Origin of the sequence: Candidatus Dactylopiibacterium carminicum, assembly GCF_014736495.1 — a bacterium.
Classification (GTDB): domain Bacteria; phylum Pseudomonadota; class Gammaproteobacteria; order Burkholderiales; family Rhodocyclaceae; genus Uliginosibacterium; species Uliginosibacterium carminicum.
Window position 1 is genome coordinate 1 of the sequence record NZ_MDUX01000037.1, and the last position, 24996, is coordinate 24996.

The window sequence follows — 24996 nt, forward strand, 5'->3', positions numbered from 1 at the left end:
AAAAACAGTATTTCATGAAGCTCGGGGCTGTCTAGGAAACCCGGGGCGATTCAGATTGCTACTTGCACACGGCGTCATCACAGATGATCAGTTGCGTATAGCGCTTCGCGAACAAGCGCATACGGCATACCCCTTGGGTAAGCAGCTTCTTCAACTGGGGTTCCTGACAGAAAGTACGTTGCGCGATGTCCTGTCGGCTTCGACTGGCACACAAAGCATCGACCTGTCGCAAACCATCGCAGATGCAGAAGCCCTTGCTTTGGTCCCGGAAGCTCAGGCGCGAAGACATGGCCTGGTGCCGCTTTACTGGAACGAGGCTGACCGGCAACTCACGATCGCCATCGCCGATATCTACGATATCGTGGCGCTCGATAGGCTTCATGCAGCCTTGCCCGGAATCCAGATCCGCCCTCTGCTGGCTGGCGAAGGGGATATCGCCCGCGCGCTGGACCAATATTACGGCTTCGAGCTTTCCATCGAAGGCATTCTGGCCGAGATCGAAACGGGCAGGGTCGACCACAGGACCTTGGCGTCCAACGGGCAATACGACCAGCCCATCGTGAGGCTCATCGATGCCCTGATGACCGATGCTGTCAAACGGGATGCCTCGGATATCCATTTCGAGCCAGAAGCGGCTTTTCTACGCATCCGTTACCGCATCGACGGCATCCTGCGACAGATCCGCGTACTGCACAAATCCTGCTGGGCCGCCATGGCCGTACGCATCAAGGTCATGGCCAAGCTGAATATTGCGGAAACCCGCGCTCCCCAGGATGGCCGCATTTCCTTGACCGTGCGGGGATATCCGGTGGATTTCGGCGTTTCCTCACAGCCGACCCTGCACGGCGAGAACATCGTGCTGCGCATCCTTGATCGTCACAAGGGCATCGTCCCGCTGGAGCAACTGGGCCTGGCAGATCCGCAGCTCGCCTCGCTAAAGGCGATGATCGGCCGCCCCGAAGGCATCATCCTTTTTACCGGCCCGACCGGCAGTGGCAAGACAACCACGCTTTACTCGATCCTCAATCACATCAATACAGAGGGCATCAACATCATGACCCTCGAGGATCCGGTCGAATATCCGATGCCCAGCATCCGTCAGACTTCTGTTTCGGAGGCCAGCAAACTAGATTTCGCCAATGGCATCCGCGCCATGATGCGGCAGGATCCGGATGTGATCCTGGTGGGTGAAGTCCGTGATGCAGAGACAGCAGAAATGGCATTCCGCGCAGCCATGACGGGGCATCAGGTTTACACCACGCTGCACACTAGCTCTGCCATCGGCGCCATTCCACGCCTGCTGGACCTCGGCATCGTGCCGGACATCCTCGCCGGCAACATCATCGGCATTGTTGCTCAGCGCCTGGTGCGCAGGCTTTGTCCGCAATGCCGGTGCCCACGCGCGCCCCATCCACATGAACAGAAGCTGATCGAACAACTTGCAGGCTGGCACGGCCAACCGCTGTTCGACGCCATCGGCTGCCCGGCTTGTGATCAACAGGGCTACCAGGGACGGCTGGCGATCATGGAACTGATCCGCATGGATGCCGATCTTGACGAGTTGCTCGCCCACCGCGTCACTGGCCGTGAACTGCTCAAGGCTGCACGCACCAAAGGATTCCACTCGCTGGCGGAGGACGGCGTCCGCCGTGTACTCGATGGGCAGACCTCGCTGGAAGAACTGGCACGGGTGGTCGATCTGTTCGGACACGGTTTCGACGTCTGCCATTGAGAACACCATGACGCTCTTCGCCTACCGCGCCATGAACAGCAGCGGGTTTATCACTCGCGGCGTCTCGGAAGCGCCATCCCCCATCGATCTGGAAGCGCGCCTAAAACGCCTTGGGCTGGATCTGATCAATGCCGCCCCCGTGCGAAAACGCCTTTCATTGTTTACAAGGCGTCTGTCGATCCGCGAACGAATGCACCTCTGCTTTCACTTGGAACAGCTGATGCGTGCCGGCGTACCACTGCTCGATGCGCTGGCCGACCTGCGAGAATCTGCCGAAGGGCCGTATCTGCGCGATATCCTCACCCGGGTACTCGATCGCATCGAAAGTGGACTCAGCCTGTCACAGGCACTGGCGGAGCACCCCAGGGATTTCGATGCCGTTTTCTGCGCGCTCGTCCGGGCCGGAGAGTGCATGGGCCGATTGCCCGAGGTCATGCTGGCGCTGCATGAAACCCTCCGGCGTGAAGATAAAATGCGCGCTTTCATGATCAAGCTCGTGCTCTATCCGGCATTCGTACTGGCAACGACCCTGCTCGCAGTCGCAGTCGCGATGCTTTATGTAGTCCCGGAGCTGAGCCGGCTCTTTCAGACCATGGGCATGTCGTTGCCGCTGTACACGCGTGCATTGATCGCCGTCTCTGCGTGGGCCACCCGCTACTGGCCCTTGCTGCTGAGCGGAATACTGATGCTCGCACTGACGCTGCCGGTAATCATCAGGAAAAACGCACGTGTGGCCCACCAGTGGGATCGAGTGCGCCTGGCTCTGCCTTTCACGGGGGCGGTGCATCACCAGATCGTACTGGCCCGTTTCGCCAATCTGTTCGCCATGATGTACGCATCGGGCATCCCGGTCATGGATATCCTGCACACCGCGCAGGATACAGTCGGCAATCGCGTATTGCGCCAGGCACTGGAACGTATCGAGCAGAATGTGGCCGACGGACACCAGATCAGCAACGCCTTCGCCGCTACCTCGATCTTTCCACCCCTGGTGATCCGCATGCTCCGCGTCGGAGAGCAGACCGGCGCACTGGATCGCGCGCTCGAAAACGTCCGCTACTTCTTTGAACGCGACGTCCGCGAATCCGTCGCCCGTCTGCAGACCGCACTGGAACCCCTACTCATCCTGCTGCTGGGCGGCCTCATGCTCTGGGTGGCCTTGTCCGTCCTTGGCCCGATCTATGACGTGCTTACCCGGATGACGATCTGACACCATGGGTACGCGCCACATTCACACCATCACGCAAAGCGGCGTCCTGAGTAGCCGATCGACAAGGCAAGGGCTTACCCCGCCAGTTTTCCATGCAAACGATGCCTCTGGACGCAATGCCTTCATCGACTGGCTCCAGAAGCATCGGACCGATCGCCATGCCCTGCTGGTAGACCTTCCGGACGAACGCTTTCTGCCCGATACGATCCCGGGCGTACGCGGTGGTGACCGACAGGTCATCATCGACAGACGCCTGAACCAGCATTTTCCGGACACGCCTTATCGCGCCGCATTCACATTTGGCAAGGCACGGGATGGGCGTCGTGACGAACGCCTGTTGCTTGCGTGCATTTCAACCACGCCAACGCTGGAAATCTGGATAGACATTTTCCGGCAATGCCAGGCCGTGATCGACATACTGAGCACACCGGCTCTGCTGGCAAAACACCTGTTGCATCGGATTTCGCCCAAAAGCTCCGGCCTGTTGATCTGCCTGTCACCAAACGGTATCCGCCAGACCTGTTTCATCAATGGGTGCTTGCAGTTCTCGCGTCTCACCCCGACCCCCACAGGTCCGATGGCCACCTGGGGAGAGGCCTGCCTGCGTGAAACCCGGAAACTTTTGCAGTATCTGGGCTCCCAGCACTGGGGGCTTCATCCTGATCGTCTGCCCATCTGGCTGCTGTGCTCCCACGCAGATGCGGAGGCCTTGACCGCCACCATAACCCTATCGGGGCAGGCTGGCTGCCATGTACTGGATATCGATCAGGTCGCCAAACAACTCGGCCACCACCGTTCGGGCGAAGACTCCGACAGCCTGCCGCTTTTCATGGCCTTGACCCTGAAGTCCGGCGCGCGAACACAGCTGGCTTCTGCCCAACTGCGCCGGACGGCGCATCTGGCCAGACTGCAGAACGCGCTACGTCTCGGTGGAGCAATGATGGGGCCGTGCCTCGCAACCCTGGCCCTTCTCGTAGGCCAGACCAGCCTGGCACTGCATACCGAAGCGCTTCATTGGCAGACACAGCTGCAGCAGGAGGAACAACTTGCGCGAACGCTGCTCGCCAACAATCCCGATCTGCCTGCCTCGCCCGACGGCCTGAACCAGCTCGCCGCCATTCATGAAAACCTGCTGGCGGAAGGCCATCTCCCGAACCTGGCACTCATGGCACTTTCACGTTCGCTCGATGCTTTCGGCGAAATCCAGCTACGCGAACTGCATTGGCAACTGAGCCGGTTCGACCCCTCGCGGCGATCCCGCCTCGAAATGGATCTCCGTGCAGAGCTTCCCTCGCGCCAGAATCACCCCTTGGATGACACGACGACCTACATTCGGGCGTTCTCCGAGCATCTGCGGCAGTCATCCATCGAAGCGGAACTGCTGCAACGGACGACAGGGGGAGACGCCCCCACAGCTATCAGAATGCAACTGGTGTTCGGGGGAAATCCATGAGCACAGCATTAACGGTTCGCCGCCTGGTATCCAGCATGCAGCTCTCCCTGCTCATGGTGCTCCTAGGGGTCGGCTTGCTGGCACATGCGCTGCAGACACGGAACAGGCTCGAAAAAGAACTGACCGACACCCGTAACCGGACGCTGGTCCTGCGGGCCAATAACACCCTCAAACTGGCGCAGGAACCCAGCCTACAGGCCGCCCTCGCCCGCCATGCCGCGCTACGTGAGGTCGGGTTGTTCCTGCCGGAGGATCAACCTGCGCTCACGCATCGACTGCTGTCGAATGCCCGATCCTTGCGGCTGGACCCGCCGTCCAGCGCATTTGCCCGGCAAAGACTTCTGCATGCCGTCGGAAACCCTGCCGTGTTCCAGATCCAGGCCAGCGAAATGACGATGACGCTGAACGTGCTCCACGAAGGCGATCTGCTGCAGATACTGGAAGATCTGCGTGATCAATCACAAAGTCTGCTGCGCCCCGCGCGCTGTGTACTGAAATCACCCGAGGAAACTGCCGGCATGCAGCGCATGCACGCCGAATGCGCTGTCGACTGGATCACGCTTGCCGGAGCAGCCTGATGCGTTACACGGCACTGGCGTTCTTCCTGCTTCTGACATCCCCTCGCTTACTGGCACAAGATACACCCAGGCAGCAACCTGGACGCCTGTTCTACAGCCAGCAGCAACGTCATGCACTGGACGAACAGCGCCATGGCAAGACGCTTCCAGATGAGACGGAACAGCCCCCGGTCACCTTGCACGGGATCGTGCGCCGCAGCGATGGGCATGACACGGTCTGGCTCAATGGACGCGCTTACTCCGGAACACTGCCGGTCGTCGAGCTAGGGGAAAGCAATGCTCGCGTTCTGATCCGGGAAGGCCATGCTGTCGACCTAAAGGTCGGCGAGACATTCCCAAGGCCATCCGGACGATGAGTGACCGGCACACCAGAGGCTACGTACTGCTCGCGCTGCTGACCCTATTCCTGGCCACAATTGCGGCAGCAAGTGCATCACGCCTGATCCTGCTGGCAACCGACCCCCATGCCGAAGCCTTGCGCAGCCGCATCGTGCTACAGGAAGCCCGGGAGGCATTGATGGCCTACGCCGCGCTGGAAGATAACTCTCCCGGCAGTCTGCCATGCCCGGACCAGAACAATGATGGTTGGGCCGAAAGCGGCATCGGCACAAACCCTTGCAACGCGCCCCATATTGGTCGCCTCCCGTGGAAGACACTGGGATTGGGGCGTCTGCAGGACGCAACCGGGGAATGCCTTTGGTATGCACTCAGCCCGGACTTCCGCAACACCTTGCAGACATCCACCCGCGGTCAGACCCAGGCCCGCCTGAACCCGGAGACCCCCGGTGCCATCATCCATGCTGACACGTCAGTGGTCGCCGTGTTGCTCGCCCCGGGCCGTCCCCTGTCCCACCAACAGCGAAGCGCGCCCGTCGGTTTCTCCTGCAATGACGGCGTATCCACAGACTTCCTCGAAGCGCTATCCGCCGACGGCCTGTCACTGCAGGACAGTGAAGGAAACGACATCGTACTGACACTGGACAGCAACACCCTGATGCGCCTGGTCGCGCGTCGTGTTCTGCACTCGCTGGCATTGGGCGAGCCCTATGCGGATCGCGGCCTTCGGTGGCTCATTCGCGACCAGGGCGTACCTGCGACCAGTCTTGTCACAGGCGCCAACAACCTGAACCGGGCAGGCAGCGTACACCACACACGCCGTGAATTCGACGATGCGCTGCAGAGCGTGGCAACCGGGATCGGCAGAACCCACTTCGAGTTTTCCAGATACGACAATACTGGCTGCCCTGATTACATTGCCCGCTACACTCGTCTGGACGGTCTGCCCGGTGCAACGCAACCAGACGGCCATCCTGGCGTGCCGCCAGCGGAATGGTTGTGCCGTAACGATTGGTACGCCCATCTGCAGGCCTGGGGGACGGATGCTGGAGGGCTCCTGTTGCATCTCTGGCCCACGGCGTCACGACACGATGGCACGGTCCTGGCGACCAAGGAAATCTCCCCATGAACAGAGCACGGACCGGTATGCAAGGTTTCACCTTGATGGAAATCGCCATCGTCATGGTTGTAATCGGCCTGCTCGCCGGTGGCTCCCTCGCGGCCCTGCGTGCACATCAGTTGCGCGCCCAGCATGCTGCTACCCGAGATGCACTGGAGGAGGCGCGTCAGGCGCTGTTCCATCATGCAGTCCTGCACGGCCGGGTACCCTGCCCAGCCAAAAGTCCCATCGATGGAGAAGCCGAAGCTCCAGGCAACAACGGCTGCCCACGCAATCGCGGATTGTTGCCATGGGCCACATTGGGCGTGCAAGGGCTGGATGGCTGGCACAACCGCCTGAGCTACATCGCCAGTAGCGAACTCACCCGCCAGGAAGGGATCTCGCTCAGCGTTCAGCCCGGCAATGGCATCACCCTTAATACCCGAGATCCGGCTGGCAACCAGCAGACCCTGGCCACAGCCAAGGCTGTGGCATTCGCACTCTGGTCGCATGGCAGCAACGGGCATGGCGCGGTCAGCGCGGCTGGCACGCTCATTGCCGATGCCAGCGACAGCAACCACGATGAGGACACCAATACTTGGCAGGGCAGTGGCAATACGGTCTACGCCCGGGACCCGACGGACAATTCCGCTGTGTCCGGTGGAGAATTCGACGATATCGTCGTCTGGGGCTCCTACTACGTGCTGATCGGCCGCCTGTTGGCAGCGGGTCAGCTGTCCCAAGCCTCTCCTTGAAGAACGCCGAAAATGCGCGGCCACGCCTGAAAAACCTTCCTCGGGTCAATCATGGCACCGACGTTTGCTCCAGGTCTTTGGGCTGACAATCCCTGATGACGCAGAAACTCTCGTAAGATCGTGACTTTCCCGCCCCAGATCATCTGCATGCAGTTGCCATCCGGCTTCCGTGCCTTTCTGCACCGCCTGCGTACCGCTGGTATCGAGCCCAGTGACAACGAAGAGCTGCGCCTGCAGAAATCACTCTTGTTCTTCATTAGTGGGTTGATCAGCCTGGCAGCAAGCATCTGGCTATTCGTCTACTGGGCTGTCGGCCCTGAGCTCTCGGTCAGCCTTCCATTCATTCTGCAGGTGATCGTTGCACTCAATCTGGTGATCTATGCCTGTTGGGGACAGCTCGATCTGTTCCGCATGCTGTTGCTGCTCATCCTGCTGTTTTTCCCCTTCACGGCCCAATGGGCGCTCGGAGGCTTCGTTGCAGCCTCAGGGCTGGCTCTTTGGGGCATGCTGTCTCCCATCTGCGCGCTGCTGGTCCTGGGAATGCGGGAATCCATTCCATGGTTTGCCGCCTATCTGATCCTGACGCTGGCCACCGGAGCTGCCGATTACGCACTTGTACACTTGGGAACGGCGCCACCGGAAATCCCGCGCGACTTCTCGGCACTCTTCTTCGCACTCAACTTCGCCATGCTGTCGAGCATGATCTATTACTTCCTGCGCTTCGCCACTCAGGAGCGTAGCCGGGTCCAGGCCTTGCTCGAGGAAGCCCATGCCCGGCTGGAAGCCGAGCAGCTGCGTTCGGAGCACCTGTTGCTCAACGTACTGCCGGAAACCGTGGCGCTACGCCTGAAACGTGCCGAGCAAGGCATTGCGGATGGCTATCCGGAAGTCGCCGTGATGTTCGTCGACATCGTGCGGTTCACCGAACTGGCCGCCGGGCGTGAAGCCCAGAGCGTCTTTGCGCTGCTCAACCACGTGTTCAGCCATTTTGACGATCTGGCAGAGAAACACGGACTGGAGAAGATCAAGACCATCGGCGATGCTTATATGGTTGCCGGTGGCCTGGACGACCGGCTGGACGATCCATGCGCAGCGATGGCCGAGTTGGCACTGGACATGCGCGCATGGCTTGCCGAGGACAACGCACACCACGACCGCGACCTGCAGATCCGTATCGGCATCGCCACCGGCCCGGTTGTAGCAGGTGTGGTTGGGCGCCGCAAATTCATTTACGACCTCTGGGGGGATACCGTCAATCTTGCCAGCCGCATCACTGGCGAAAGCCTGCCGGGAGTCATCCAGTGCGACTCTGCAACCTTCTCGCGACTCAAGTACCGCTTCCTGTTCGAGGATCCGGTCACGCTTCGTCTGAAAGGGAAGGGTATGGTCAGCGTCTGGCGACTGCTGGGCCCTGCACCACAGGCAGCCCCAGCGATGCGCTTCACCACCCTGGACATTGATGTCGGCGATGGAACCTGATCGCAACATTTCCTTACAACCGATTACCACACTGAAAAGCCCTTGGCGGCCCGGCCCCCTAATCTGCGGACTCGAAACCTGCAACAAGGAGGCCTGTCATGAAAACAGCCAGCCGTCTGATTGCCACCCTAGGCATGATTGCCGCCCCACTGCTCGCTGCACCTGCAGCCCAGGCAAGGGTGGATGTGAACGTCTTCATCCCCGGCGTTTCGGTCGATGTTCGCGTCGGCCCCCCTCCCCTTCGTTATGAGCGCCTGCCAGGGCCGCGTGCAGGCTATCTGTGGCGTACGGGCTACTGGCAGTGGAGCCCCCACGGCTACGTCTGGATTCCCGGCGCCTGGATGTCGTCGCGCCCGGGCCACATCTGGGTCGGAGAGCAGTGGAGTCCCTATGGTGGAAACTGGCATTTCCAGCCAGGCCGCTGGGAGCGCCGTGTCGAGTATCGCGAATACCGCCCCCCACAGCATGGACATGGCCGGCCCCCGTCTCGGCACGACGGGCGTGACCATCATCCCTCACAGTGGCAACGCGGAGAATCATCACGCGGACCACATCGATGACCCGATGATGCAAAGAGCCCGGCAATAGCCGGGCTCTTACGCTTGCTCGAGCTGCGTCTAGCCTCAGGCAAAAAGCCTTGCCAACGCCTGCCCCGGATCTTCCGCACGCATGAAGGTTTCACCGATCAGGAAAGCATGAACTCCAGCCTGACGCATCGTTGCCACATCCTGTGGGCCGACAATGCCACTTTCCGTCACGATCACACGCCCTTCGGGAATGCGCGCCAGTTGCCCCAATGTGGTCTCCAGGCTCACCTCGAAAGTCCGCAGGTTGCGATTGTTGATGCCCAGCAGAGGCGTACGCAGTTGCATGGCGATATCAAGCTCCGCCGCATCATGCACTTCAACCAGCACAGACAGGCCAAGATCAAAGGCAAGTTGCTCCAGCTCCTGCAGCGAGGAGAGGGCTACACGCGCTGCGGCGGTATTCACCACGCCCTCCGGCGGCAAAAAAGCGGCCACGATCAACAGGACGGCATCAGCCCCCATCGCCCGCGCCTCGAAGATCTGGTAGGGATCGATAATGAAATCCTTGCGCAGGACCGGCAATGCACAAGCCTCACGCGCAGCCTGCAGATACGCCGGCGCCCCCTGGAAATACTCGCGATCCGTCAGTACGGAGAGACAGGCGGCACCACCTTTCTCATACGACCGCGCAATCGCCGCCGGGTCAAAATCGGCACGGATCACACCTTTGGAAGGACTGGCTTTCTTCACCTCGGCGATCACGCCGGCCTCACCCGCCGCGATCCGCCGGGTAATCGCTGCCACGAAATCCCTTACGGGCGACGCATCACGCGCTTCCTCGACAATATCCTCGCGCGAAACCTGCGCCTGGGCGGCTTCGATCTCCATGCGCTTGGTGGCCAGAATCTTCTGCAGTATGTCCGACATATCTCAGTTAACCCGTCTCATGCATCAGCAGCCGCAATGGTAACGGCTAAGAAGCTGTTTAGGATCTGTAGAGGCCGTCAGCACGGCGAAGAGCAACGCATGAGCCCCGTTCAGGGCCCTAGAGCAAGATCACCAACAGCTTACAAACCTCACACCGCGCGCTCTCACGTCCCTCGGAACACTTCCGTACAATGTTCGTTTGCCCACTGGAGCCCATCATGCACCGGATTCCCCTCTGCCTGTTGGCACTTGGTCTAAGCCTCACCGCCCAGGCACAGGACGGCAGGACAACCTCCCCCGCTGCCACGGTCAGCGCTTTCCTCGAACAACGCCAGGAATCCCCCGCCCCCGGAGCACCCACCGGCCGTGTGCTGATGCGCATGGCGCCACTGCTCAGCCCGGAATTGGTATGTCTGCTGGGCGCGGCCAGCCGCTACCGTGACGCATTCGAAGCCAATACCCCGGGAGAGGCTTCACCGTTTTCAAATACAGATCTGTTCTCCAGCCATGCCACAGGCCATACCCAGGCATCTCCCGGCACTCCCAGTACAGAACAGGGGTTGATTAGCGTACCGGTCCACATGCGTTTCCAGGCCGAAGAAGGAAATCCTGCAGTGGAATGGACAGACGAATTCCACCTGCGACGCGATGGTCAACGTTGGCGGATCCAGGACATTACCTATTCCGCCGATACCGTCGAAGGCAGACCCGGCAATCTGGTCCGCTGGCTACGCGACACGCTGGGCCACTCTGATGCCCGTGCCAACTGGAATTCGGCCGAACTCAAGGGGTGTCCGGCCCCAACGGCAGCCAAGCCTGCGCAGAAAAAAACGCATTGACGCCGGAAAGAAACCGGGACACAGAAGGGAAGGAAGAATGGTGCCGCTTATCTGACTCGAACAGATGACCTACCGCTTACAAGGCGGTTGCTCTACCAACTGAGCTAAAGCGGCAACGTATCGGGGAACGGCAGATCTGCCGGGCGCGGATTATACCTCAGGCAACGCCCGCGCAGCGCTCATGATATCGTCACGCCTTTGGCTGTCCTTTCAGCCTGCCGCCAGATTCACTGTTTCTTAAGCTGACATGCCCAGCCAAACGCGTCCTGCTGCCCTACGCGTACTCTTCATCGAAGACGATGAAAACGACGCGCTACTGCTCGCGCGCTATCTCAAAGCCCAGGGTTACCTGCTCGACTCCAGACGGGTAAGCCGTCTGGATGATCTGCGTGCAGCCCTGCTTTCAGGGGCTTGGGATGTCGTCATCGCCGACTACGTACTGCCCGGCTTCACTGCCGTCGAAGCCCTGGCGCTGACACAGGAAGTCCAAGAGGAACTGCCGTTCATCGTGGTGTCAGGCAACATGGATGAAGCGACAGCCTGCGCCATGATGCATGCTGGCACGCAAGACTATCTGCACAAGGATCGTCTGGACCGTCTGGCGCCGGTCATCGAACGCGAGCGCCGCGAAGCCCGTATCCGTCACGAACGTCATGCCGCCCGGGAAGCGGCACGTGTCAGCGAAGAGCGTTTCCATCTACTCGCGGCGAATGTGCCTGGCGTACTTTTCCAATTGCACCCCGAGGCTGATGGAGGCCTGTATTTCAGCTACATCAGCGAAGCCTGCCGGATGCTGCTGGGTGTAGATGCATTCAGCCTGCTGGATACACCGCACACCCTGCAGCAGATGATCGTCGAAGATGATTGCGAACGTTTCCTGCACACCCTGCAGCAGGCAGCAGAACGCCATGCCACGTTGAATTGGGAGGGGCGAATCCTGCTGCCCGCGGGTGAAAGCAAATGGGTGAACCTGCGCTGCTCGCCTCGGCGTGATATCTCCGGCACACAACTCTGGGAAGGCGTGATGTGGAACATCACGCACAGCAAGAAGACCGAGGAAGAGCTGATTGCCTCGCGCGCTCAGCTCGCGGAGCTTTCCGAGCATCTCCAGCGGGCCAAGGAAGAAGAGCGCGATCGTATCGCCCGCGACATCCACGACGTACTCAACGGTACGCTGGTCGGCATCAAGATTTCGGTGAAGCAACTGGCGAACAAACATGCCACAGATGGTCCGCTGCAGACCAAGGTACGTTTCATCGAGCACATGCTGGATGAAGCAATAGCAACCACCGGTCGTGTGGCACGAGAGCTTCGCCCGGGAATCCTCAAGGAATTCGGCCTCGCTGCCGCCATCGAAAGCTACGCCGAAGATTACATGCATATCGCCGGCATCCCGTGTGCGGTATTGTGTGCCGACCACGACATCGAAGCCGAGGAAGATACCGCATTGGCATTGTTCAGAACCTATCAGCAAGCCCTGACCAACGTCAGCAAGCACGCAAGGGCATCCCGAATTGAAGTACGCCTGACCCAGGAATACGATGAATTGGTCCTCGAGGTCAGCGACGATGGCTGTGGTCTGACCCCGGCCGATCTGAACAAGCCAAAATCCTTCGGGTTGCGTGGTATCCGCGAACGGCTGAAAGTGCTTGGTGGCAGCATGGAACTGCGTAGCCGACAGCCGCAAGGCACCTCGGTGATCCTGCGCGCGCCAACCGGCATCCGGCGTTGAGCCTTCACAACCCATATCCTGGCAACTTAGTGCATCATTCATAAACTATGAGCGCAAAGAAAATTCGCGTCCTGATCGCCGACGACCACGCCATCATTCGTCAAGGCCTGAAACAGATCCTCTCCGATACCGATGACCTCGAAATCGCCGGTGAAGCCGATGGCGGGGTCAAGGCGCTGCAGATGATTCGCGACAACACCTACGATGTCGTGCTGATGGATGTCTCCATGCCGGATCGCAACGGCATCGACTCCCTCAAGCTGATCAAGAAGGAATCTCCCCGTCTGCCCGTGCTGATGCTCAGCATGCACCCCGAAGAGCAATATGCCATTCGCGCATTGCGTGCCGGAGCGGCCGGCTACCTCTCCAAGCAAGGCGCTCCGGAGCAGCTGGTCACAGCCATCCGCCAGGTTGCCAGCGGCAAGAAATACGTCAGTGCAGCAGTAGCCGAAGAGTTGGCAAACTCCATCGGCGAGGATCTGGAACGGCCGCTGCACGAAAAGCTTTCCGACCGCGAATACCAGACCCTGTGCATGATCGCCTCGGGCAAGACACTGACGCAGATCGCAGAAGAGCTCAGCCTCAGCGTGAAGACCATCAGCGTCTACCGTGCCCGTCTGCTGGAGAAAATGCGCCTACGCAACAACGCGGAACTGACGCACTACGGCCTCAAGCACGGCTTGGTCGAGTAATACCCCGACCGTCCGATACTGCTGATTCCCCAGGGCGTTGTTTCGTGGCAGCATCCTCTGCAACCTCCTAGCGCCGTAGTGCCCGACCATGGCCGAAACCACGCCCAGCCCCCCGTCTGCCATCGCGCGCGAAACCCTGCGGCAGTTGGCTATCCGCCGTATCCAGCCGACCCCCGAGAATTTCCGCGAGGTCTATCACGAGATCGCCGGCAGCCAGCCGGAAGACAACTTCCCTGAACGCAGCCTTCGACAGATCGCGGCAGCCCTGCCGCGTATCACCCCAGCGCAGCTGCGGCTGGCGCGCCAGTTCGAAGCAGCCTGCTCGGAGCGCCATTGGCAGGGTTTCCGCCAACAGTTGCTGAGTCTGTTCGCCGAGCAGGCGGGGGAAGAACTCGCCTGGGGCACACTGGTCCGCGAACTGACCTCCCAGCTGGAACGCCAACATCATGGGCTGGGGCGTTTTGCCAAGCAGGAAGCACTACAACGCGTGCTGGATGGCAGCAGCAACGACAACCGTCTGCTGTTCTCGCGCCTGCAGGGTCTGGCTCGCGGCTGGGGCACCCAGCCTTCCGTGCCCGGCAGCGCATCTGATAACGGAGCAAGCGCCCCCGCAGCCCAGAGTGAGCTTTCGCAGTGGCGCAAGGTACTCGCCGAAATTCTGGAGAACGCGATCGGCATGTTGTTGGTCGACGCCCCGGAGCTGGCCGCCGAGGCCAGCGCGTTGGCACGTCTGCTGAAAGGAGATGGTCCGGAAGATCCCGAAGCCTTCAGCATACGGCTGCGTCAGTTCGCCTATAAGCTGCAATGGGTCGCGCAGGATCAGGGCTACATCCGCCAGGCACTGCTCAACCTGCTTCAACTGATCGTGGAAAACATCAGCGAGATCGTTCTCGAAGACCAGTACCTGCACGGTCAGATGAGTGTACTCGGAGAACTCTTCTCACGCCCGCTGGACAAGCCCCTGCTTGAAGAACTGGGCGAACGCCTGCGCGACGTAATCTACAAACAGGGCACGCTCAAGCGCAGCCTCGCCGATGCGCAGCAACGCCTTCGTGACATGCTGGCCAGCTTCGTCGGCCAGCTGGGTGAATTCGCCGAATCCACCGGCGCCTATCACGGCAAAGTCAGCGCATTCGCGGAAAAGATTGCCCAGGCCAAGAACCTTCACGAACTGGCCGGCCTGGTAGACGACATCGCGCGCGAAACCCGCAACGTGGAATACAGCGCACGTCGCTCGCATCAGGAACTGCTGGATCTGCGCACCGCCGTCGACCAGGCCAACCGCGAGATCAACCGCCTGGAAACCGAACTGGAAGAAGCCAGCGAACTGGTCCGTCACGATCCGCTCACCGGTACGCTCAACCGCAAGGGACTGGACGAAATACTGGCGCGCGAAAGTGCACGCATGCAGCGCCGCAATTCGCGCCTGTGCCTCGCAATGCTGGACGTAGACGACTTCAAGAAGCTCAACGACAGCTTTGGCCACACCACCGGCGACGACGCTCTGCGCCATTTGGCCACAGTCATCCGCGACAACATCCGCCCGCAGGATAGCGCCGGCCGCTTTGGTGGTGAGGAATTCCTCGTGCTGTTGCCTGATACCGGTCAGGATGAGGCTGCCATAGCCATCCAGAGGCTGCAACGCGAGCTGACCCGCCGTATCTTCATGCGCGATAACCAGCGCCTGTTGATCACTTTCAGTGCGGGCGTCACCGAGGTCCGCGCTGGAGAGGAGATTCAGCAAGCCGTGATCCGGGCGGATCAGGCCATGTATCGGGCCAAGCGCGCCGGCAAGAACCGCGTCGAATCCGGATGATGCGGTGTTTGCATTCAAGCGTAGAACGAGCCAGGTTGTCGCAGACAGTGCTACAGCATGGCAAAGTGACCCGGCACTGTCATACGTTTGAAGACAAAGTCGTACGAGGCTCAGTTGGCCGCACAAGCCTTACGCAGCCTGGCCAATCCCATGTCACTCAGTCCGCTGATGCGTACGACCTTGTGACGCGAAGCCTCACCGGACTGCAAGAAGAGCGCCGTTTTCGGCAAGTCCAGGTAGTCCGCCAGGAAAACCAGCAGACATGCATTTGCCTTGCCTTCCACGGGCGGAGCAGCCAGGCGCAGCTTCAGTGCGTCACCGTGCATCCCGACAAACTCCGTCTTGCGTGCCCCCGGCTGCACATGCAGCGTGAGCGTCCAGGCGCCGTCGGCGTGCTCGCGCAGCATCCTCAGATATAAAGCATGAAATAGAAACTGCCCGCCGCGCGCTGCAACACATACAGCAGGATCTGCACCACCAGCAGGAAAATCAGTGGTGAGATGTCGATACCCGAGATCGGCGGCAAGATGCGCCGGAACGGCGCCAGCAACGGACGCGACAGCGCGTTGATGGGGCCTGCCAGCGGCGCATACGGATTCACCCAGGACAGCACCACGCCGATGATCACCACGCCCATCACCAGATAGAGCGCGAGATACAGCAGTTCCAGCGCGCCGATCAGGGCACAGCCCAGCAGCAGGCTGAGCGGCGCGCCCGGCGTGCGCCCCGAAAGGAATACCAGCAGCAACACCAACAACGCCTGCATCAGCCAGGCAGGCAACAACGCCGCCGGATCCAGTCGTCCGATGGCGGGCAACACACGCTGCAGCGGAACCGTCGCCCAATTGGTGGTAGCCAGCACGAACTGGCCCAGCGGAGTGATAAAGGAGACGCGCAGGAAACGCATCGCCGTGCGCACCAGGAACATCAGTGTGAAAAAACCTGCCGTCGCGCGCAGGATCATCGTCAGGATATCGAATGCCATGTGTCCTTGCCCTTTCCTGCCTAATCCTTGCTTAACTCATCGCCCAGCTCGGCACTGCGTCGGGCCGCCGCCTGCAGCGCCCGCGCAACCAACCCCTGCATGTCGCCTTCGCCCAGTACCTGCAAGGCTGCAGCGGTCGTCCCCCCCTTGGAGGTAACCCGCTCGCGCAGCACGCCCGGGCTTTCCGTACTGTGTGCAGCCAGCGCCGATGCGCCGACCAGCGTCTCGATGGCCAACTGACGCGCCACCTGCGGCGCAAGACCCAAGGCCGTACCACCGGCCTCCAGTGCCTCAATGAAATGGAAGACGTAAGCCGGGCCACTGCCTGAAAGTGCGGTCACTGCGTCCAGCTGGGTTTCAGCCTCCACCCACACAGAAGAACCCACAGCGCCGAGCACCCGGGCCACGGCGGCACGTTCGGTCTCCGATACCGCAGGCGCGGCATACAGGCCAGTCACACCCTGACCGATCAACGCAGGCGTATTGGGCATGGCACGCACCACGCGCGCATACCCGCCCAGCCAGCGGGACAGATCCGCCACGCGCAACCCCGCCGCGATGCTGAGCACCAGTTGAGTCGCAAGGCGTCCCTGCAAAGGGGTCAATGCTTCATGCATCTGCTGTGGCTTGACCGCCAGCACCAGGACTTCGCACGCAAGCGCGGAATCATCCAGTGTTGCGAGTGCCTGCACGCCAAACTGTTGACGCAGGCGTTCACGCCCCGCCTCCTGCAGTTCCACGACCTGAATGTCAGCGGCAGCAAAGCCCTGCTGGACCAGGCCGCCGATCAGGGCGGAGGCCATGTTGCCACCGCCCAGGAAGGTGATTTTCATTGTCTGCTACCCATGTGGCCGCAAGAAGCGGCAGTTTTCAACGCCTGCCCGGACATGCATCGAAAGCCCCCGGCAGGTTGAGGGGCAACGCAGACCGGAGTGTAGTGGATACAGGCGGACACAACGGCGTTACGCGGCCTGCGCGGCGCACAGCCCCACCACGATCCGCCAGATCCGTGCCCGTACGATGGACCGACGCCGCCGATCAGCCCCGCTCTGCCAGCAACACCCCCTGCACTTCGCGGATCTGCTGCAAAGCCCGCTGCACCGGCTCGCTGCCTGAAACCTCGATGGTGAAACGCATATAGGCACGGGCACTGCGCGAGACGGTATTCACACCGATGACGTTGATCTTGTCGCGAGTAAAGACATCCGAGATATCCCGCAGCAGACCGGAGCGGTCATGCGCTTCGAGCACGATGTCGACCGGGAAGAATTCGCGGCGCTCCTTGGCCTGCTGCGCTTGTGTGCCCCATTCTGCGGGCACGATCCGCTCCGGATGCTGCTTGGCAATGTGCTGGAAACTGGTGCAGTCGCTCCGGTGGATCGACACACCACGCCCGCGGGTGACGAACCCCTGGATCGAATCCGGCGGCACCGGTTTGCAACAGCGCGCAAGCTGGGTCAACAGCCTTCCCACACCGACGACCAGCACGCGATCATCATTGCCGGGCTTGCGCTGCTCGCGCACCACCAGCTCCGGTTCAGGCGTACTCGGCAATTCGGGCAGCACGGCATTGTGGATCTGGCGCCCGCTGATATCGCCACGGCCGACCGCCAGCAACAGGCTATGCAGATCCCTGAAGCCCAGACGACCAGCCAGATCTTCCTGGTTGGCCTGGGTCATGCCGGCGCGCTGCAGCTCGCGCACAATGATGGCGCGCCCTTGTTGCGCCGTTTCTTCCTCTTCCTGCTGTACGAACCAGCGGCGCACCTTGGAACGTGCATGGGAGGTGACGAGGTAGCCCAGCTGCGGGTTCAACCAGTCGCGTGACGGCCCGCCCTGCTTGGCAGTGACGACCTCCACGCACTGACCACTCAACAGCGGCGTGTCCAGCGGCACCATCTGGCCGTCGACCTTCGCGCCACGGCAGCGATGCCCGAGATCGGTATGCAGGCGGTAGGCAAAATCGATCGGTGTGGAGCCCGCCACGAGATCGATCACACGGCCCTGCGGCGTCACCACATAGACTGTGTCATCGAGCGCTGCGGCCTTGGTGTGTTCTTCCCACACCGAGGCATCGGTCACCTCGTCGCGCCAGGAAAGCAGTTGGCGCAGCAGCGCGATCTTCTCGTTGTAGTTGGCCGCGCCGTCGCCGCTGGCACCTTCCTTGTAGCGCCAGTGCGCAGCCACACCCAGCTCGGCATGGCGGTGCATGTCGTAAGTGCGGATCTGCACCTCCATCGCGCGCCCGTCCGCCGCGCGCACGGCGGTATGCAGCGATTGGTAGTTGTTGCCCTTGGGCTTGAGGATGTAGTCGTCGAACTCCTTCTGGATCGGCTCCCACAGCTCATGCACCAGGCTCAGCACCGCGTAGCAATCCTTCACCTCGTCGACCAGCACGCGCAGCGCGCGCACGTCATACACCTGGTCGAAATCCAGGTTCTTGCTGCGCATCTTGTTCCAGATGCTGTAGATATGCTTGGGGCGGCCATACACTTCGGCCTTCACGTCGATGGCGGCAATGGCCTGCTTGAGCTTCTCGATCGACTCAGCGATGAAGGCCTCGCGCTCCACGCGCCGCTCGTCGAGCTGCCTGGCCACCTGCTTGTAAGTGTCCGGCTCAAGAAAACGGAAGGAAAGATCTTCCAGCTCCCATTTGAGCTGCCAGACGCCCAGGCGGTTGGCCAGTGGCGCGTAGAGATCCATGCTCTCGCGCGCGATATCAAGATTGCTGCACTGCTTGGTAGCGGCAAAGTGGCGCAGGGTCTGCACCCGCGAAGCCAGGCGCAGCAACACCACGCGGATATCCTCGGCCAGTGCCAGCACCATCTTGCGCAAAATTTCGGTCTGGGCGCGCAGATCGGCCGGTGTGCCGGCATCGGTACGCGAACTCATGCGCAAGCGGTTGAGGCGGCGCATGCCCTCGGCCAGCTTGGCCGTCATCGGTCCGAAATCGGCCTCGATATGCTCCTCGGCCTTGTCGTCGAACTCGTACAGCGCGAAGAAAAGCGCGGCAATGCGCGCATTGAGGTCCAGCTTCAACGACACGGCGATCAGCGCCATGCCCAACGCGTGTTCCCACACGCCCTCGCCGGTACTCAGGCAGTGGTTGCCGTAGCGCTCACGCGCATAGGCCAAGGCCCGTGCGAGTTCCACACGTGCAGTACCGGGCAGGCCGTCGGCGAGCAGTTCTTCGAAAGAGGTGTCTTCGTCGGTGTTGGCGACGGAATGTTGGACGGAAACCATGGCCGCGATTATCTCACACCACCCACACCGGACCCGCTACCCTTGCGCTGGCGAAAACCCGCACCCACCGTACTTTGCTCCCGCATTCCAGACATCGATGAACTCCCTGATCCAAGGTCTTAGGCGGCTGCTCGGACAGCGCCCGCGTGCAGAGATTCCCGACACGGAATGGGCCGCGATCGAACTGCCGCTAGCCCCTCTGCTCGCCCATCTGGATGCCACCGAGCGCGCTGCGCTGCGCATCCTGGCCCTGCGTTTTCTCGACAGCAAGGTGTTCTGTGGTGCAGCTGGCTTCGAACCGGACAACCGGGTACGCCTCTCCATCGCGTTACAGGCCTGCCTGCCGGTACTCAAGCTGGGGCTGGAGTCCTACGCCGGCTGGCGCGGCATCATCGTCTACCCGGAAGATTTCGTGATCCCGCGACGCGAGATCGACGAAGACGGCCTGCTGCACGAATACGACGAAGAAGCCCTCGGCGAGGCCTGGCCCGGCGGACCGGTGGTGCTCTCGTGGTTCGACGCTCCGGAGGATTACGAGGGAGCCCAGGTGGTGATCCACGAATTCGCGCACAAACTGGACATGCTCAACGGCGAGGCGGACGGCCTGCCGCCCTTGCATGCCGGCATAGACGAAGGGGCATGGTATGACGCCTTCGAAGCGGCCTATACAGATTTCTGCAAGCGAGTGGATGCCGGCGAGGACGATCTGCTGGATCCCTCGGCCGCCGACCATCCCGCTGAATTCTTTGCCATCGCCAGCGAAGTTTTCTTCAGTGACGCCAAAGCGCTTTACGCACAATATCCCGAAATATACGCGCAACTTTCCTTATTTTACCGGCAGGATACGAACACTTCCTTGCAGGCTCAGGCTTTAGGCAGTCATACCAAAATTTGATTGGCGAGGCAGGACAGGCTTCCTAGGCTGAACAGGTCTGCCCGCATCCGCGCGGCGGCTTCGCCCCTTCACAACCTGACCCCGGAGGTAAAGCATGTCCATGACCTGGATCGTCGTTGCCAATGCCCGTCACGCTCGCATCTTCGCCCACAGCGGCCCCAACAAGGCCCTTGAACTGGTGCAGGAGCACGCCCTGAGCGTCGAAGAACAAGTCATCCAGGAATCTGGTGGACGCGCTTCCCCAAAACACAAGGAGCCAGACCGCCTTGCCGCGCGCGGCTTCGCGCATCGTGTGGCACGCGGCCTGTGCCATGCCCGGACGCGAGGGGATTTCAAGCGGGCGATCCTGGTTGCGCCCCCTGCCTTCATGGGCCTCCTCAACGCCGAACTGGACCCGCCCACGGCCTCGCTGGTCAGCGACCGGCTGGACAAGGACTACACCCGCGCCGAAACCCACAAGCTGCGCCAGCATCTGGGCCAATGCCTGTGCGTGTAGGCGCTCTACAGGTGCCGATCTGGATCGGCGCCTGATTCCCCCACGAGGCGGACACTCATCACAGCTGCCGGACAGGTGCGCATGGCACAATACGCTCCCGCCAAAAACCGTCTGTCGATGTCCGCCTCACGCTCTCCGCTGCTGGCCAGTCTGGCCTTGATCCTGGTCACGATCTGCTGGGGTTCCACCTTTCCGGCCATGAAGGCCGTCTCCGAACAGATACCGCCCGGCCTGATGGTCGGTTTGCGCTGGGCGCTCGGAGCCCTCGCCCTCGCCCCCTTCATTCAATGGCGCAACCGCGCGCTCTGGCGTGATGCCGCGCTGCTCGCCATCGCACTGTTCGCCAGCTTCGTGCTGCAAGTGCTCGGACTGACGATGATGAGCGCGGGCCGCAACGCCTTCATCACCGCACTGAATGTGATCATGGTGCCCTTGCTGCTGCCGCTGCTGGGCCGACGCCTGTCCTCGATGATCTGGGTGGCCGTGGTGCTGGCCGGCGCCGGCATCGCGGTGATGAGTTATGAACAGGGCAGCAGCCTGCTGGGGGATGCCCTCACCTTCGGCTGTGCCCTGGCCTTCGCACTCTATGTGCTGGGTATGGAGCGTTTCGCACCACGTCATTCCACACTGTCGCTGGCCGGCGCCCAGGCCGTCATGATGACGGCGCTGACGCCCCTCTGGATCCTCACGGAATGGTGGCTGCAAGGCCCGGGTTATCTCGACCAGGCAGCCGGAGCCGGCTCCGTCTGGCTGGAGCCGCTGTATCTGGGCGTGATCTGCAGTGGTCTGGTGATTTTCCTGCAGACCTGGGCGCAGGCCCGTGCCACGGCGGTGCAGGCGGCCGTGATCTATGCGCTGGAGCCCTTTTTCGCGTCCCTGTTCGCAGCCTGGTGGCTGGGCGAACAGTTCGGTCCGCGTGCGATGCTAGGCGGAGGGCTGATCATTGCCGCCATGCTGATCTCGCAGTGGCCAACGCGGCCCGCACGCGTAGCGGCCAGTGCCTGAAATGCCCTCTCCGGCGTGGGCATCGCCTGCGTCGGGTTTTTCACGGGCCGCGTTAGAATCGCGGCTCTTCCACGATGGGAATCCCCACCATGCTCCGCTGGCTGCCCGCACCTCTCAAAGCCGTGTTCGCCGCCCTGTGTGTGGCGCTCAACACCCTACTGGTTTTCATCGCCTTTCTGCCCTTCGCCCTACTCAAGCTCTGCCTGCCGGCCTCGGCCGTGCGCCGTTTCGCTGACCGTTGCCTGAATGCGCTGGCCGATGGTTGGGTACGCATCAACCAGGCCTGGATGTACGCCATCGAACGCCACGACTGGCGGATCAGCGGCGTGGACGATCTCAAACCGCGCGGCTGGTATGTGGTGGGCTGCAACCATCAGAGCTGGGCAGACATCCTGGTATTGCAGAGCGTCTTCCGTGGCCGCATCCCCTTCCTCAAGTTCTTTCTTAAGCATGAGCTGATCTATATCCCGGTGATCGGCCTGGCCTGGTGGGCGCTGGATTTCCCCTTCATGCGCCGCAGCGGCAAGACGCTCGCAGCCAACGCAGCCGACATGGCCACTGCGCGCAAGTCCTGCGAAAAATTCCGCTTCATCCCGACCTCGGTAATCAATTTCCTCGAAGGCACGCGCTATACCCCAGCCAAGCACAAACAACAGCGCTCGCCCTATCAGCATCTGCTGAAGCCCAAGAGTGGCGGCCTTTCCATCGCGCTGGGCACCATGGGGGAGCTGTTCGAATCGATGCTGGATGTGACCATCGTCTATCCGGACCGCGTTCCCAGCTTCGGTGACCTGATCTGCGGGCGCCTGGGCCGTGTGATCGTCGAGGTGCGGCAGCTCCCCATTCCGGCCGAATTCGTCGGTGAAGCCGCCAGCCGCGATCCCCAGTTCCGCTCCAACATCCAGACCTGGCTCAATGGCCTGTGGCTAGAGAAAGATCAGCGCATCGGCGAACTGCGTCGTCAAGCCGGCGTGGAATAGGCCCGCAGAAAGACCTCGACGGCGCGGCCAGCCATCTGCCTGGTCGCGGCGGGCAAAAAGCCCTCGCTGACGCCCAGCAACAGCAACTGGCCGCATTCAGCCTCCAGCAGCGCCAGCAAGTGCTGCGCGGCGACCACGCTGTCGGCCTGCCGCAATTTCCCCTGCTTCATGCAGGCGTCCAGATGCTCGCTCAACACAAGCAAGCCCTGCCGTGGGCCGCGTTCGTAGAACAGACGCCCCACTTCACTCTTGCGCGCCTCGGCATAGGCATTGCGATAGTTGTTGATCAGCTCCGGCTGGCAGGCGGCCTCCAGGAACCCCTCTCCGAAACGCCGCAAGTTGGCGGTCAGGTCAGCCTGCGAATCGAGCTTTTCGAACACATCGCGCATCAGCGCTTCGGCTGACCGCCGCATTACTTCCACAAACAGCTCGTCTTTCGAAGCGAAGTAGCTGTACAGCGTGGCTTTCGAGCCCCCCACCCGGGCGGCGATCTGGGACATCGAAGCCCCCTCGAAACCGCATTCCTGGAACACGGCCCGCGCCTCATCAATGATGGTCTGGCGTCTGCTCTCGCTTTTACTGCGCATGGCGGCGCTCCTTTTTTGAACTCGTCCGTACAGTTTTGATTGACAGAGGCGATGTGTCAACGAGAAAATGAACTGTACGGTTCAGTTAAAAGGACGTTTCACCGTGACATCTACTTCATTCCCCGATATTGACGGCGCCGCATCGCGGCGCTTTTTTGCACGCCGACCGGCCTTTGCGCTCCTGGCGATGACCACCCTGATGGCCTGCGCCCAACTCCCCCAGGAGGGAGCACGCGACGGCTTGCGCCCGATCGGCAGCTGGGCTGCCGGCAGCAGCCTGAACGCACAACCCCGGACCTGGCCCGGTGATCAGTGGTGGCAAACCTATGGCGATCAGCAGCTCGATGCACTGGTCCGCGAAGCTCTGCAGGATTCGCCCAGCCTGCAGGTAGCCGCCGCCCGACTGCGCCAGGCCGAAGCAGGCGTTGGCATCGCACGCTCGGCCAATGCCCCCCAGATCGGCGCCAATGCCAACCTGAACGAGACCAAACAGTCATACAACTACCTTCAACCGCAAAGCTCGCTCCCACAGGGCTGGAACGACTACGGCCGTCTGACGCTGGATTTCAGCTGGGAGCTGGATTTCTGGGGACGCAACCGGGCATCGCTGGCGGCCGCGACCTCGACCCTGGAAGCGCAAGCAGCCGAACTCATGCAGAGCCGCCTGCTGTTGGCCAGTAGCGTTGCCGCCGGCTATGCCGAGCTCAACCGTCTGCATGCCAACCGGGATACGGCCCTGAAGGCGCTGGAAATCCGCGTGAAGACGGCCGAGCTGATTGCCAAGCGTCACGCCAACGGTCTGGAAACACGCGGGGGGCTGCGTGACGCCGATGCCCGCCGCGCCATGGCCGAGGGGCAGTTGCTGGCAGTGGACGAACAGCTGGCGCTGCAGCGCAACCGTCTTGCAGCCTTGCTGGGTGCAGGTCCGGACCGGGGACAGACGATCACCCGCCCGACATTGAACCTCTCCAGCGGTTTCGGCTTGCCATCGAGCCTGAGCGCCGATCTGCTGGGCCGCCGCCCCGATGTGGTGGCCGCCCGGCTGCGTGCCGAAGCCGCGGCGAAACGCATCGACGTGGCCCAGGCGGAGTTCTATCCGAACGTGAATCTGGTGGGCTTCATCGGCGTGCATTCGCTCGGACTGGACCAGCTCTTCAAATCCGGTTCGGATACCGGCAGCGTGGGGCCGGCGATCTCGCTGCCCATCTTCAACGGTGGCCGCCTGAAGGCGCGCTACCGGGCCAGCGAAGCTGAATATGACACTGCCGTGGCCCAGTACAACGACACCGTGACCCGTGCGCTGCATGAGGTGGCGGACAACGCAGTCAGCCAGAAAGCCCTGGGGCAACGCCTGCGCAAGGCTGAAGAAGCGGTCGAGGCCGCGACCGAGGCGCACCGCGTGGCCAGTAACCGCTACGAAGGCGGCCTCGCCACCTACCTCGAAGTGCTCTCGGCCGAAGACAGCCTGCTGGGCAGCCTGAATGCCCGCACCAATCTGCAGAGCCTGGCGCTCAGTCTGGATATCGACCTGCAACGCAGCCTGGGTGGCGGCTATCAAGTCACCCGCCAGATCGCCCAACGCTAACCCCCGATATTGCTCAAGGAAGTCTTCATGTCTCAGAACAACACA

General features: G+C 61.6%; 24 protein-coding genes and 1 tRNA gene. 18 read left to right on the forward strand and 7 right to left on the reverse strand.

Annotated elements, in window-relative coordinates; all coding sequences use genetic code 11:
* Nucleotides 1-55: 55 nt before the first annotated feature.
* The 9 genes from BGI27_RS11360 to BGI27_RS11400 all read left to right on the forward strand — a co-directional run bounded on the left by BGI27_RS11360 (nucleotide 56) and on the right by BGI27_RS11400 (nucleotide 9202).
* On the forward strand, nucleotides 56-1732 hold the full coding sequence (locus BGI27_RS11360; protein WP_095524988.1) for a GspE/PulE family protein: 1677 nt from the start codon (nucleotides 56-58) through the stop codon (nucleotides 1730-1732).
* A 7-nt stretch (nucleotides 1733-1739) separates the two neighbouring features.
* On the forward strand, nucleotides 1740-2942 hold the full coding sequence (locus BGI27_RS11365) for a type II secretion system F family protein (protein WP_095524989.1): 1203 nt from the start codon (nucleotides 1740-1742) through the stop codon (nucleotides 2940-2942).
* Between the two features lie 4 nt (nucleotides 2943-2946).
* A complete protein-coding gene (locus BGI27_RS11370; RefSeq protein WP_095524990.1) occupies nucleotides 2947-4395 on the forward strand; it encodes a hypothetical protein in 1449 nt (482 codons plus the stop codon).
* Complete coding sequence (locus BGI27_RS11375; protein WP_141239751.1) at nucleotides 4392-4973, forward strand: hypothetical protein; 582 nt, start codon at nucleotides 4392-4394, stop codon at nucleotides 4971-4973. The genes BGI27_RS11370 and BGI27_RS11375 overlap by 4 nt, the downstream gene beginning before the upstream one ends.
* Complete coding sequence (locus BGI27_RS11380) at nucleotides 4973-5329, forward strand: hypothetical protein (RefSeq protein ID WP_141239750.1); 357 nt, start codon at nucleotides 4973-4975, stop codon at nucleotides 5327-5329. Before BGI27_RS11375 ends, BGI27_RS11380 begins: the two co-directional genes overlap by 1 nt.
* The gene (locus BGI27_RS11385) at nucleotides 5326-6438 is read left to right on the forward strand and encodes a hypothetical protein (protein ID WP_095524992.1); all 1113 of its coding nucleotides are present in this window, start codon (nucleotides 5326-5328) and stop codon (nucleotides 6436-6438) included. Before BGI27_RS11380 ends, BGI27_RS11385 begins: the two co-directional genes overlap by 4 nt.
* Nucleotides 6435-7163, forward strand: a complete 729-nt coding sequence (locus BGI27_RS11390) for a type II secretion system protein (RefSeq protein WP_095524993.1) — start codon at nucleotides 6435-6437, stop codon at nucleotides 7161-7163. Before BGI27_RS11385 ends, BGI27_RS11390 begins: the two co-directional genes overlap by 4 nt.
* Nucleotides 7164-7283: 120 nt before the next feature.
* Nucleotides 7284-8642, forward strand: coding sequence for an adenylate/guanylate cyclase domain-containing protein (locus tag BGI27_RS11395; RefSeq protein WP_223871764.1), 1359 nt, complete (start codon nucleotides 7284-7286; stop codon nucleotides 8640-8642).
* A 98-nt stretch (nucleotides 8643-8740) separates the two neighbouring features.
* Entirely contained in the window at nucleotides 8741-9202 is a 462-nt protein-coding gene (locus tag BGI27_RS11400) for a YXWGXW repeat-containing protein (protein WP_095524994.1), read from the forward strand.
* A gap of 63 nt (nucleotides 9203-9265) precedes the next feature.
* Here the strand turns inward: BGI27_RS11400 and trpC are convergent, their stop codons facing one another.
* Nucleotides 9266-10096, reverse strand: coding sequence for an indole-3-glycerol phosphate synthase TrpC (gene trpC, locus BGI27_RS11405; protein WP_095524995.1), 831 nt, complete (start codon nucleotides 10094-10096; stop codon nucleotides 9266-9268).
* 218 nt (nucleotides 10097-10314) lie between these two features.
* Here trpC and BGI27_RS11410 point away from each other — a divergent pair, with 218 nt between their 5' ends.
* The gene (locus BGI27_RS11410; protein WP_141239749.1) at nucleotides 10315-10935 is read left to right on the forward strand and encodes a YqhG/Tai3 family protein; all 621 of its coding nucleotides are present in this window, start codon (nucleotides 10315-10317) and stop codon (nucleotides 10933-10935) included.
* Between the two features lie 38 nt (nucleotides 10936-10973).
* Here BGI27_RS11410 and BGI27_RS11415 read toward each other — a convergent pair.
* A tRNA-Thr gene (locus tag BGI27_RS11415) sits at nucleotides 10974-11049 on the reverse strand.
* A 133-nt stretch (nucleotides 11050-11182) separates the two neighbouring features.
* Between BGI27_RS11415 and BGI27_RS11420 the strand changes: the two genes are divergently transcribed.
* The 3 genes from BGI27_RS11420 to BGI27_RS11430 all read left to right on the forward strand — a co-directional run bounded on the left by BGI27_RS11420 (nucleotide 11183) and on the right by BGI27_RS11430 (nucleotide 15175).
* Nucleotides 11183-12667, forward strand: coding sequence for a hybrid sensor histidine kinase/response regulator (locus BGI27_RS11420; RefSeq protein ID WP_095524997.1), 1485 nt, complete (start codon nucleotides 11183-11185; stop codon nucleotides 12665-12667).
* Between the two features lie 47 nt (nucleotides 12668-12714).
* Nucleotides 12715-13359, forward strand: coding sequence for a response regulator (locus BGI27_RS11425; protein WP_095524998.1), 645 nt, complete (start codon nucleotides 12715-12717; stop codon nucleotides 13357-13359).
* 88 nt (nucleotides 13360-13447) lie between these two features.
* Complete coding sequence (locus BGI27_RS11430) at nucleotides 13448-15175, forward strand: GGDEF domain-containing protein (protein ID WP_095524999.1); 1728 nt, start codon at nucleotides 13448-13450, stop codon at nucleotides 15173-15175.
* A 110-nt stretch (nucleotides 15176-15285) separates the two neighbouring features.
* Here BGI27_RS11430 and BGI27_RS11435 read toward each other — a convergent pair whose 3' ends face one another.
* The 4 genes from BGI27_RS11435 to BGI27_RS11450 form a co-directional block, all read right to left on the reverse strand.
* The gene (locus BGI27_RS11435) at nucleotides 15286-15582 is read right to left on the reverse strand and encodes a DUF167 domain-containing protein (RefSeq protein ID WP_095525000.1); all 297 of its coding nucleotides are present in this window, start codon (nucleotides 15580-15582) and stop codon (nucleotides 15286-15288) included.
* A 2-nt stretch (nucleotides 15583-15584) separates the two neighbouring features.
* Nucleotides 15585-16160, reverse strand: a complete 576-nt coding sequence (locus BGI27_RS11440) for a YggT family protein (RefSeq protein ID WP_095525001.1) — start codon at nucleotides 16158-16160, stop codon at nucleotides 15585-15587.
* A 20-nt stretch (nucleotides 16161-16180) separates the two neighbouring features.
* On the reverse strand, nucleotides 16181-16993 hold the full coding sequence (proC, locus tag BGI27_RS11445) for a pyrroline-5-carboxylate reductase (RefSeq protein WP_095525002.1): 813 nt from the start codon (nucleotides 16991-16993) through the stop codon (nucleotides 16181-16183).
* A gap of 205 nt (nucleotides 16994-17198) precedes the next feature.
* Nucleotides 17199-19403 carry a RelA/SpoT family protein gene (locus tag BGI27_RS11450; protein ID WP_095525003.1) on the reverse strand — a complete coding sequence of 735 codons (2205 nt, stop codon included), beginning with the start codon at nucleotides 19401-19403 and terminating at the stop codon, nucleotides 17199-17201.
* A 97-nt stretch (nucleotides 19404-19500) separates the two neighbouring features.
* On the opposite strand from BGI27_RS11450, the gene BGI27_RS11455 reads away from it, so the two are divergent.
* The 4 genes from BGI27_RS11455 (at nucleotide 19501) to BGI27_RS11470 (ending at nucleotide 22779) form a co-directional block, all read left to right on the forward strand.
* A complete protein-coding gene (locus tag BGI27_RS11455; protein WP_223871765.1) occupies nucleotides 19501-20298 on the forward strand; it encodes a M90 family metallopeptidase in 798 nt (265 codons plus the stop codon).
* Nucleotides 20299-20392: 94 nt separating this feature from the next.
* On the forward strand, nucleotides 20393-20794 hold the full coding sequence (locus tag BGI27_RS11460) for a host attachment protein (protein ID WP_095525004.1): 402 nt from the start codon (nucleotides 20393-20395) through the stop codon (nucleotides 20792-20794).
* Nucleotides 20795-20875: 81 nt separating this feature from the next.
* On the forward strand, nucleotides 20876-21799 hold the full coding sequence (locus BGI27_RS11465; RefSeq protein WP_095525005.1) for a DMT family transporter: 924 nt from the start codon (nucleotides 20876-20878) through the stop codon (nucleotides 21797-21799).
* Between the two features lie 89 nt (nucleotides 21800-21888).
* Nucleotides 21889-22779 (forward strand): acyltransferase, encoded by an 891-nt coding sequence (locus BGI27_RS11470; protein WP_095525006.1) that lies wholly within the window; start codon nucleotides 21889-21891, stop codon nucleotides 22777-22779.
* Here the strand turns inward: BGI27_RS11470 and BGI27_RS11475 are convergent.
* Entirely contained in the window at nucleotides 22761-23366 is a 606-nt protein-coding gene (locus BGI27_RS11475) for a TetR/AcrR family transcriptional regulator (protein ID WP_095525007.1), read from the reverse strand. The two genes, BGI27_RS11470 and BGI27_RS11475, sit on opposite strands and share 19 nt — an antisense overlap.
* Nucleotides 23367-23553: 187 nt before the next feature.
* Between BGI27_RS11475 and BGI27_RS11480 the strand changes: the two genes are divergently transcribed.
* Nucleotides 23554-24951 (forward strand): efflux transporter outer membrane subunit, encoded by a 1398-nt coding sequence (locus tag BGI27_RS11480; protein ID WP_223871766.1) that lies wholly within the window; start codon nucleotides 23554-23556, stop codon nucleotides 24949-24951.
* Nucleotides 24952-24996 lie beyond the last annotated feature (45 nt).

Coding starts and splice junctions, on each gene's coding strand:
- BGI27_RS11365 (WP_095524989.1), top strand. CDS start 1,740: ATGACGCTCTTCGCCTACCGCGCCATGAACAGCAGCGGGTTTATCACT.
- BGI27_RS11370 (WP_095524990.1), top strand. CDS start 2,947: ATGGGTACGCGCCACATTCACACCATCACGCAAAGCGGCGTCCTGAGT.
- BGI27_RS11375 (WP_141239751.1), top strand. CDS start 4,392: ATGAGCACAGCATTAACGGTTCGCCGCCTGGTATCCAGCATGCAGCTC.
- BGI27_RS11380 (WP_141239750.1), top strand. CDS start 4,973: ATGCGTTACACGGCACTGGCGTTCTTCCTGCTTCTGACATCCCCTCGC.
- BGI27_RS11385 (WP_095524992.1), top strand. CDS start 5,326: ATGAGTGACCGGCACACCAGAGGCTACGTACTGCTCGCGCTGCTGACC.
- BGI27_RS11390 (WP_095524993.1), top strand. CDS start 6,435: ATGAACAGAGCACGGACCGGTATGCAAGGTTTCACCTTGATGGAAATC.
- BGI27_RS11400 (WP_095524994.1), top strand. CDS start 8,741: ATGAAAACAGCCAGCCGTCTGATTGCCACCCTAGGCATGATTGCCGCC.
- trpC (WP_095524995.1), bottom strand. CDS start 10,096: ATGTCGGACATACTGCAGAAGATTCTGGCCACCAAGCGCATGGAGATC.
- BGI27_RS11410 (WP_141239749.1), top strand. CDS start 10,315: ATGCACCGGATTCCCCTCTGCCTGTTGGCACTTGGTCTAAGCCTCACC.
- BGI27_RS11420 (WP_095524997.1), top strand. CDS start 11,183: ATGCCCAGCCAAACGCGTCCTGCTGCCCTACGCGTACTCTTCATCGAA.
- BGI27_RS11425 (WP_095524998.1), top strand. CDS start 12,715: ATGAGCGCAAAGAAAATTCGCGTCCTGATCGCCGACGACCACGCCATC.
- BGI27_RS11430 (WP_095524999.1), top strand. CDS start 13,448: ATGGCCGAAACCACGCCCAGCCCCCCGTCTGCCATCGCGCGCGAAACC.
- BGI27_RS11435 (WP_095525000.1), bottom strand. CDS start 15,582: ATGCTGCGCGAGCACGCCGACGGCGCCTGGACGCTCACGCTGCATGTG.
- BGI27_RS11440 (WP_095525001.1), bottom strand. CDS start 16,160: ATGGCATTCGATATCCTGACGATGATCCTGCGCGCGACGGCAGGTTTT.
- proC (WP_095525002.1), bottom strand. CDS start 16,993: ATGAAAATCACCTTCCTGGGCGGTGGCAACATGGCCTCCGCCCTGATC.
- BGI27_RS11450 (WP_095525003.1), bottom strand. CDS start 19,403: ATGGTTTCCGTCCAACATTCCGTCGCCAACACCGACGAAGACACCTCT.
- BGI27_RS11455 (WP_223871765.1), top strand. CDS start 19,501: ATGAACTCCCTGATCCAAGGTCTTAGGCGGCTGCTCGGACAGCGCCCG.
- BGI27_RS11460 (WP_095525004.1), top strand. CDS start 20,393: ATGTCCATGACCTGGATCGTCGTTGCCAATGCCCGTCACGCTCGCATC.
- BGI27_RS11465 (WP_095525005.1), top strand. CDS start 20,876: ATGGCACAATACGCTCCCGCCAAAAACCGTCTGTCGATGTCCGCCTCA.
- BGI27_RS11470 (WP_095525006.1), top strand. CDS start 21,889: ATGCTCCGCTGGCTGCCCGCACCTCTCAAAGCCGTGTTCGCCGCCCTG.
- BGI27_RS11475 (WP_095525007.1), bottom strand. CDS start 23,366: ATGCGCAGTAAAAGCGAGAGCAGACGCCAGACCATCATTGATGAGGCG.
- BGI27_RS11480 (WP_223871766.1), top strand. CDS start 23,554: ATGACCACCCTGATGGCCTGCGCCCAACTCCCCCAGGAGGGAGCACGC.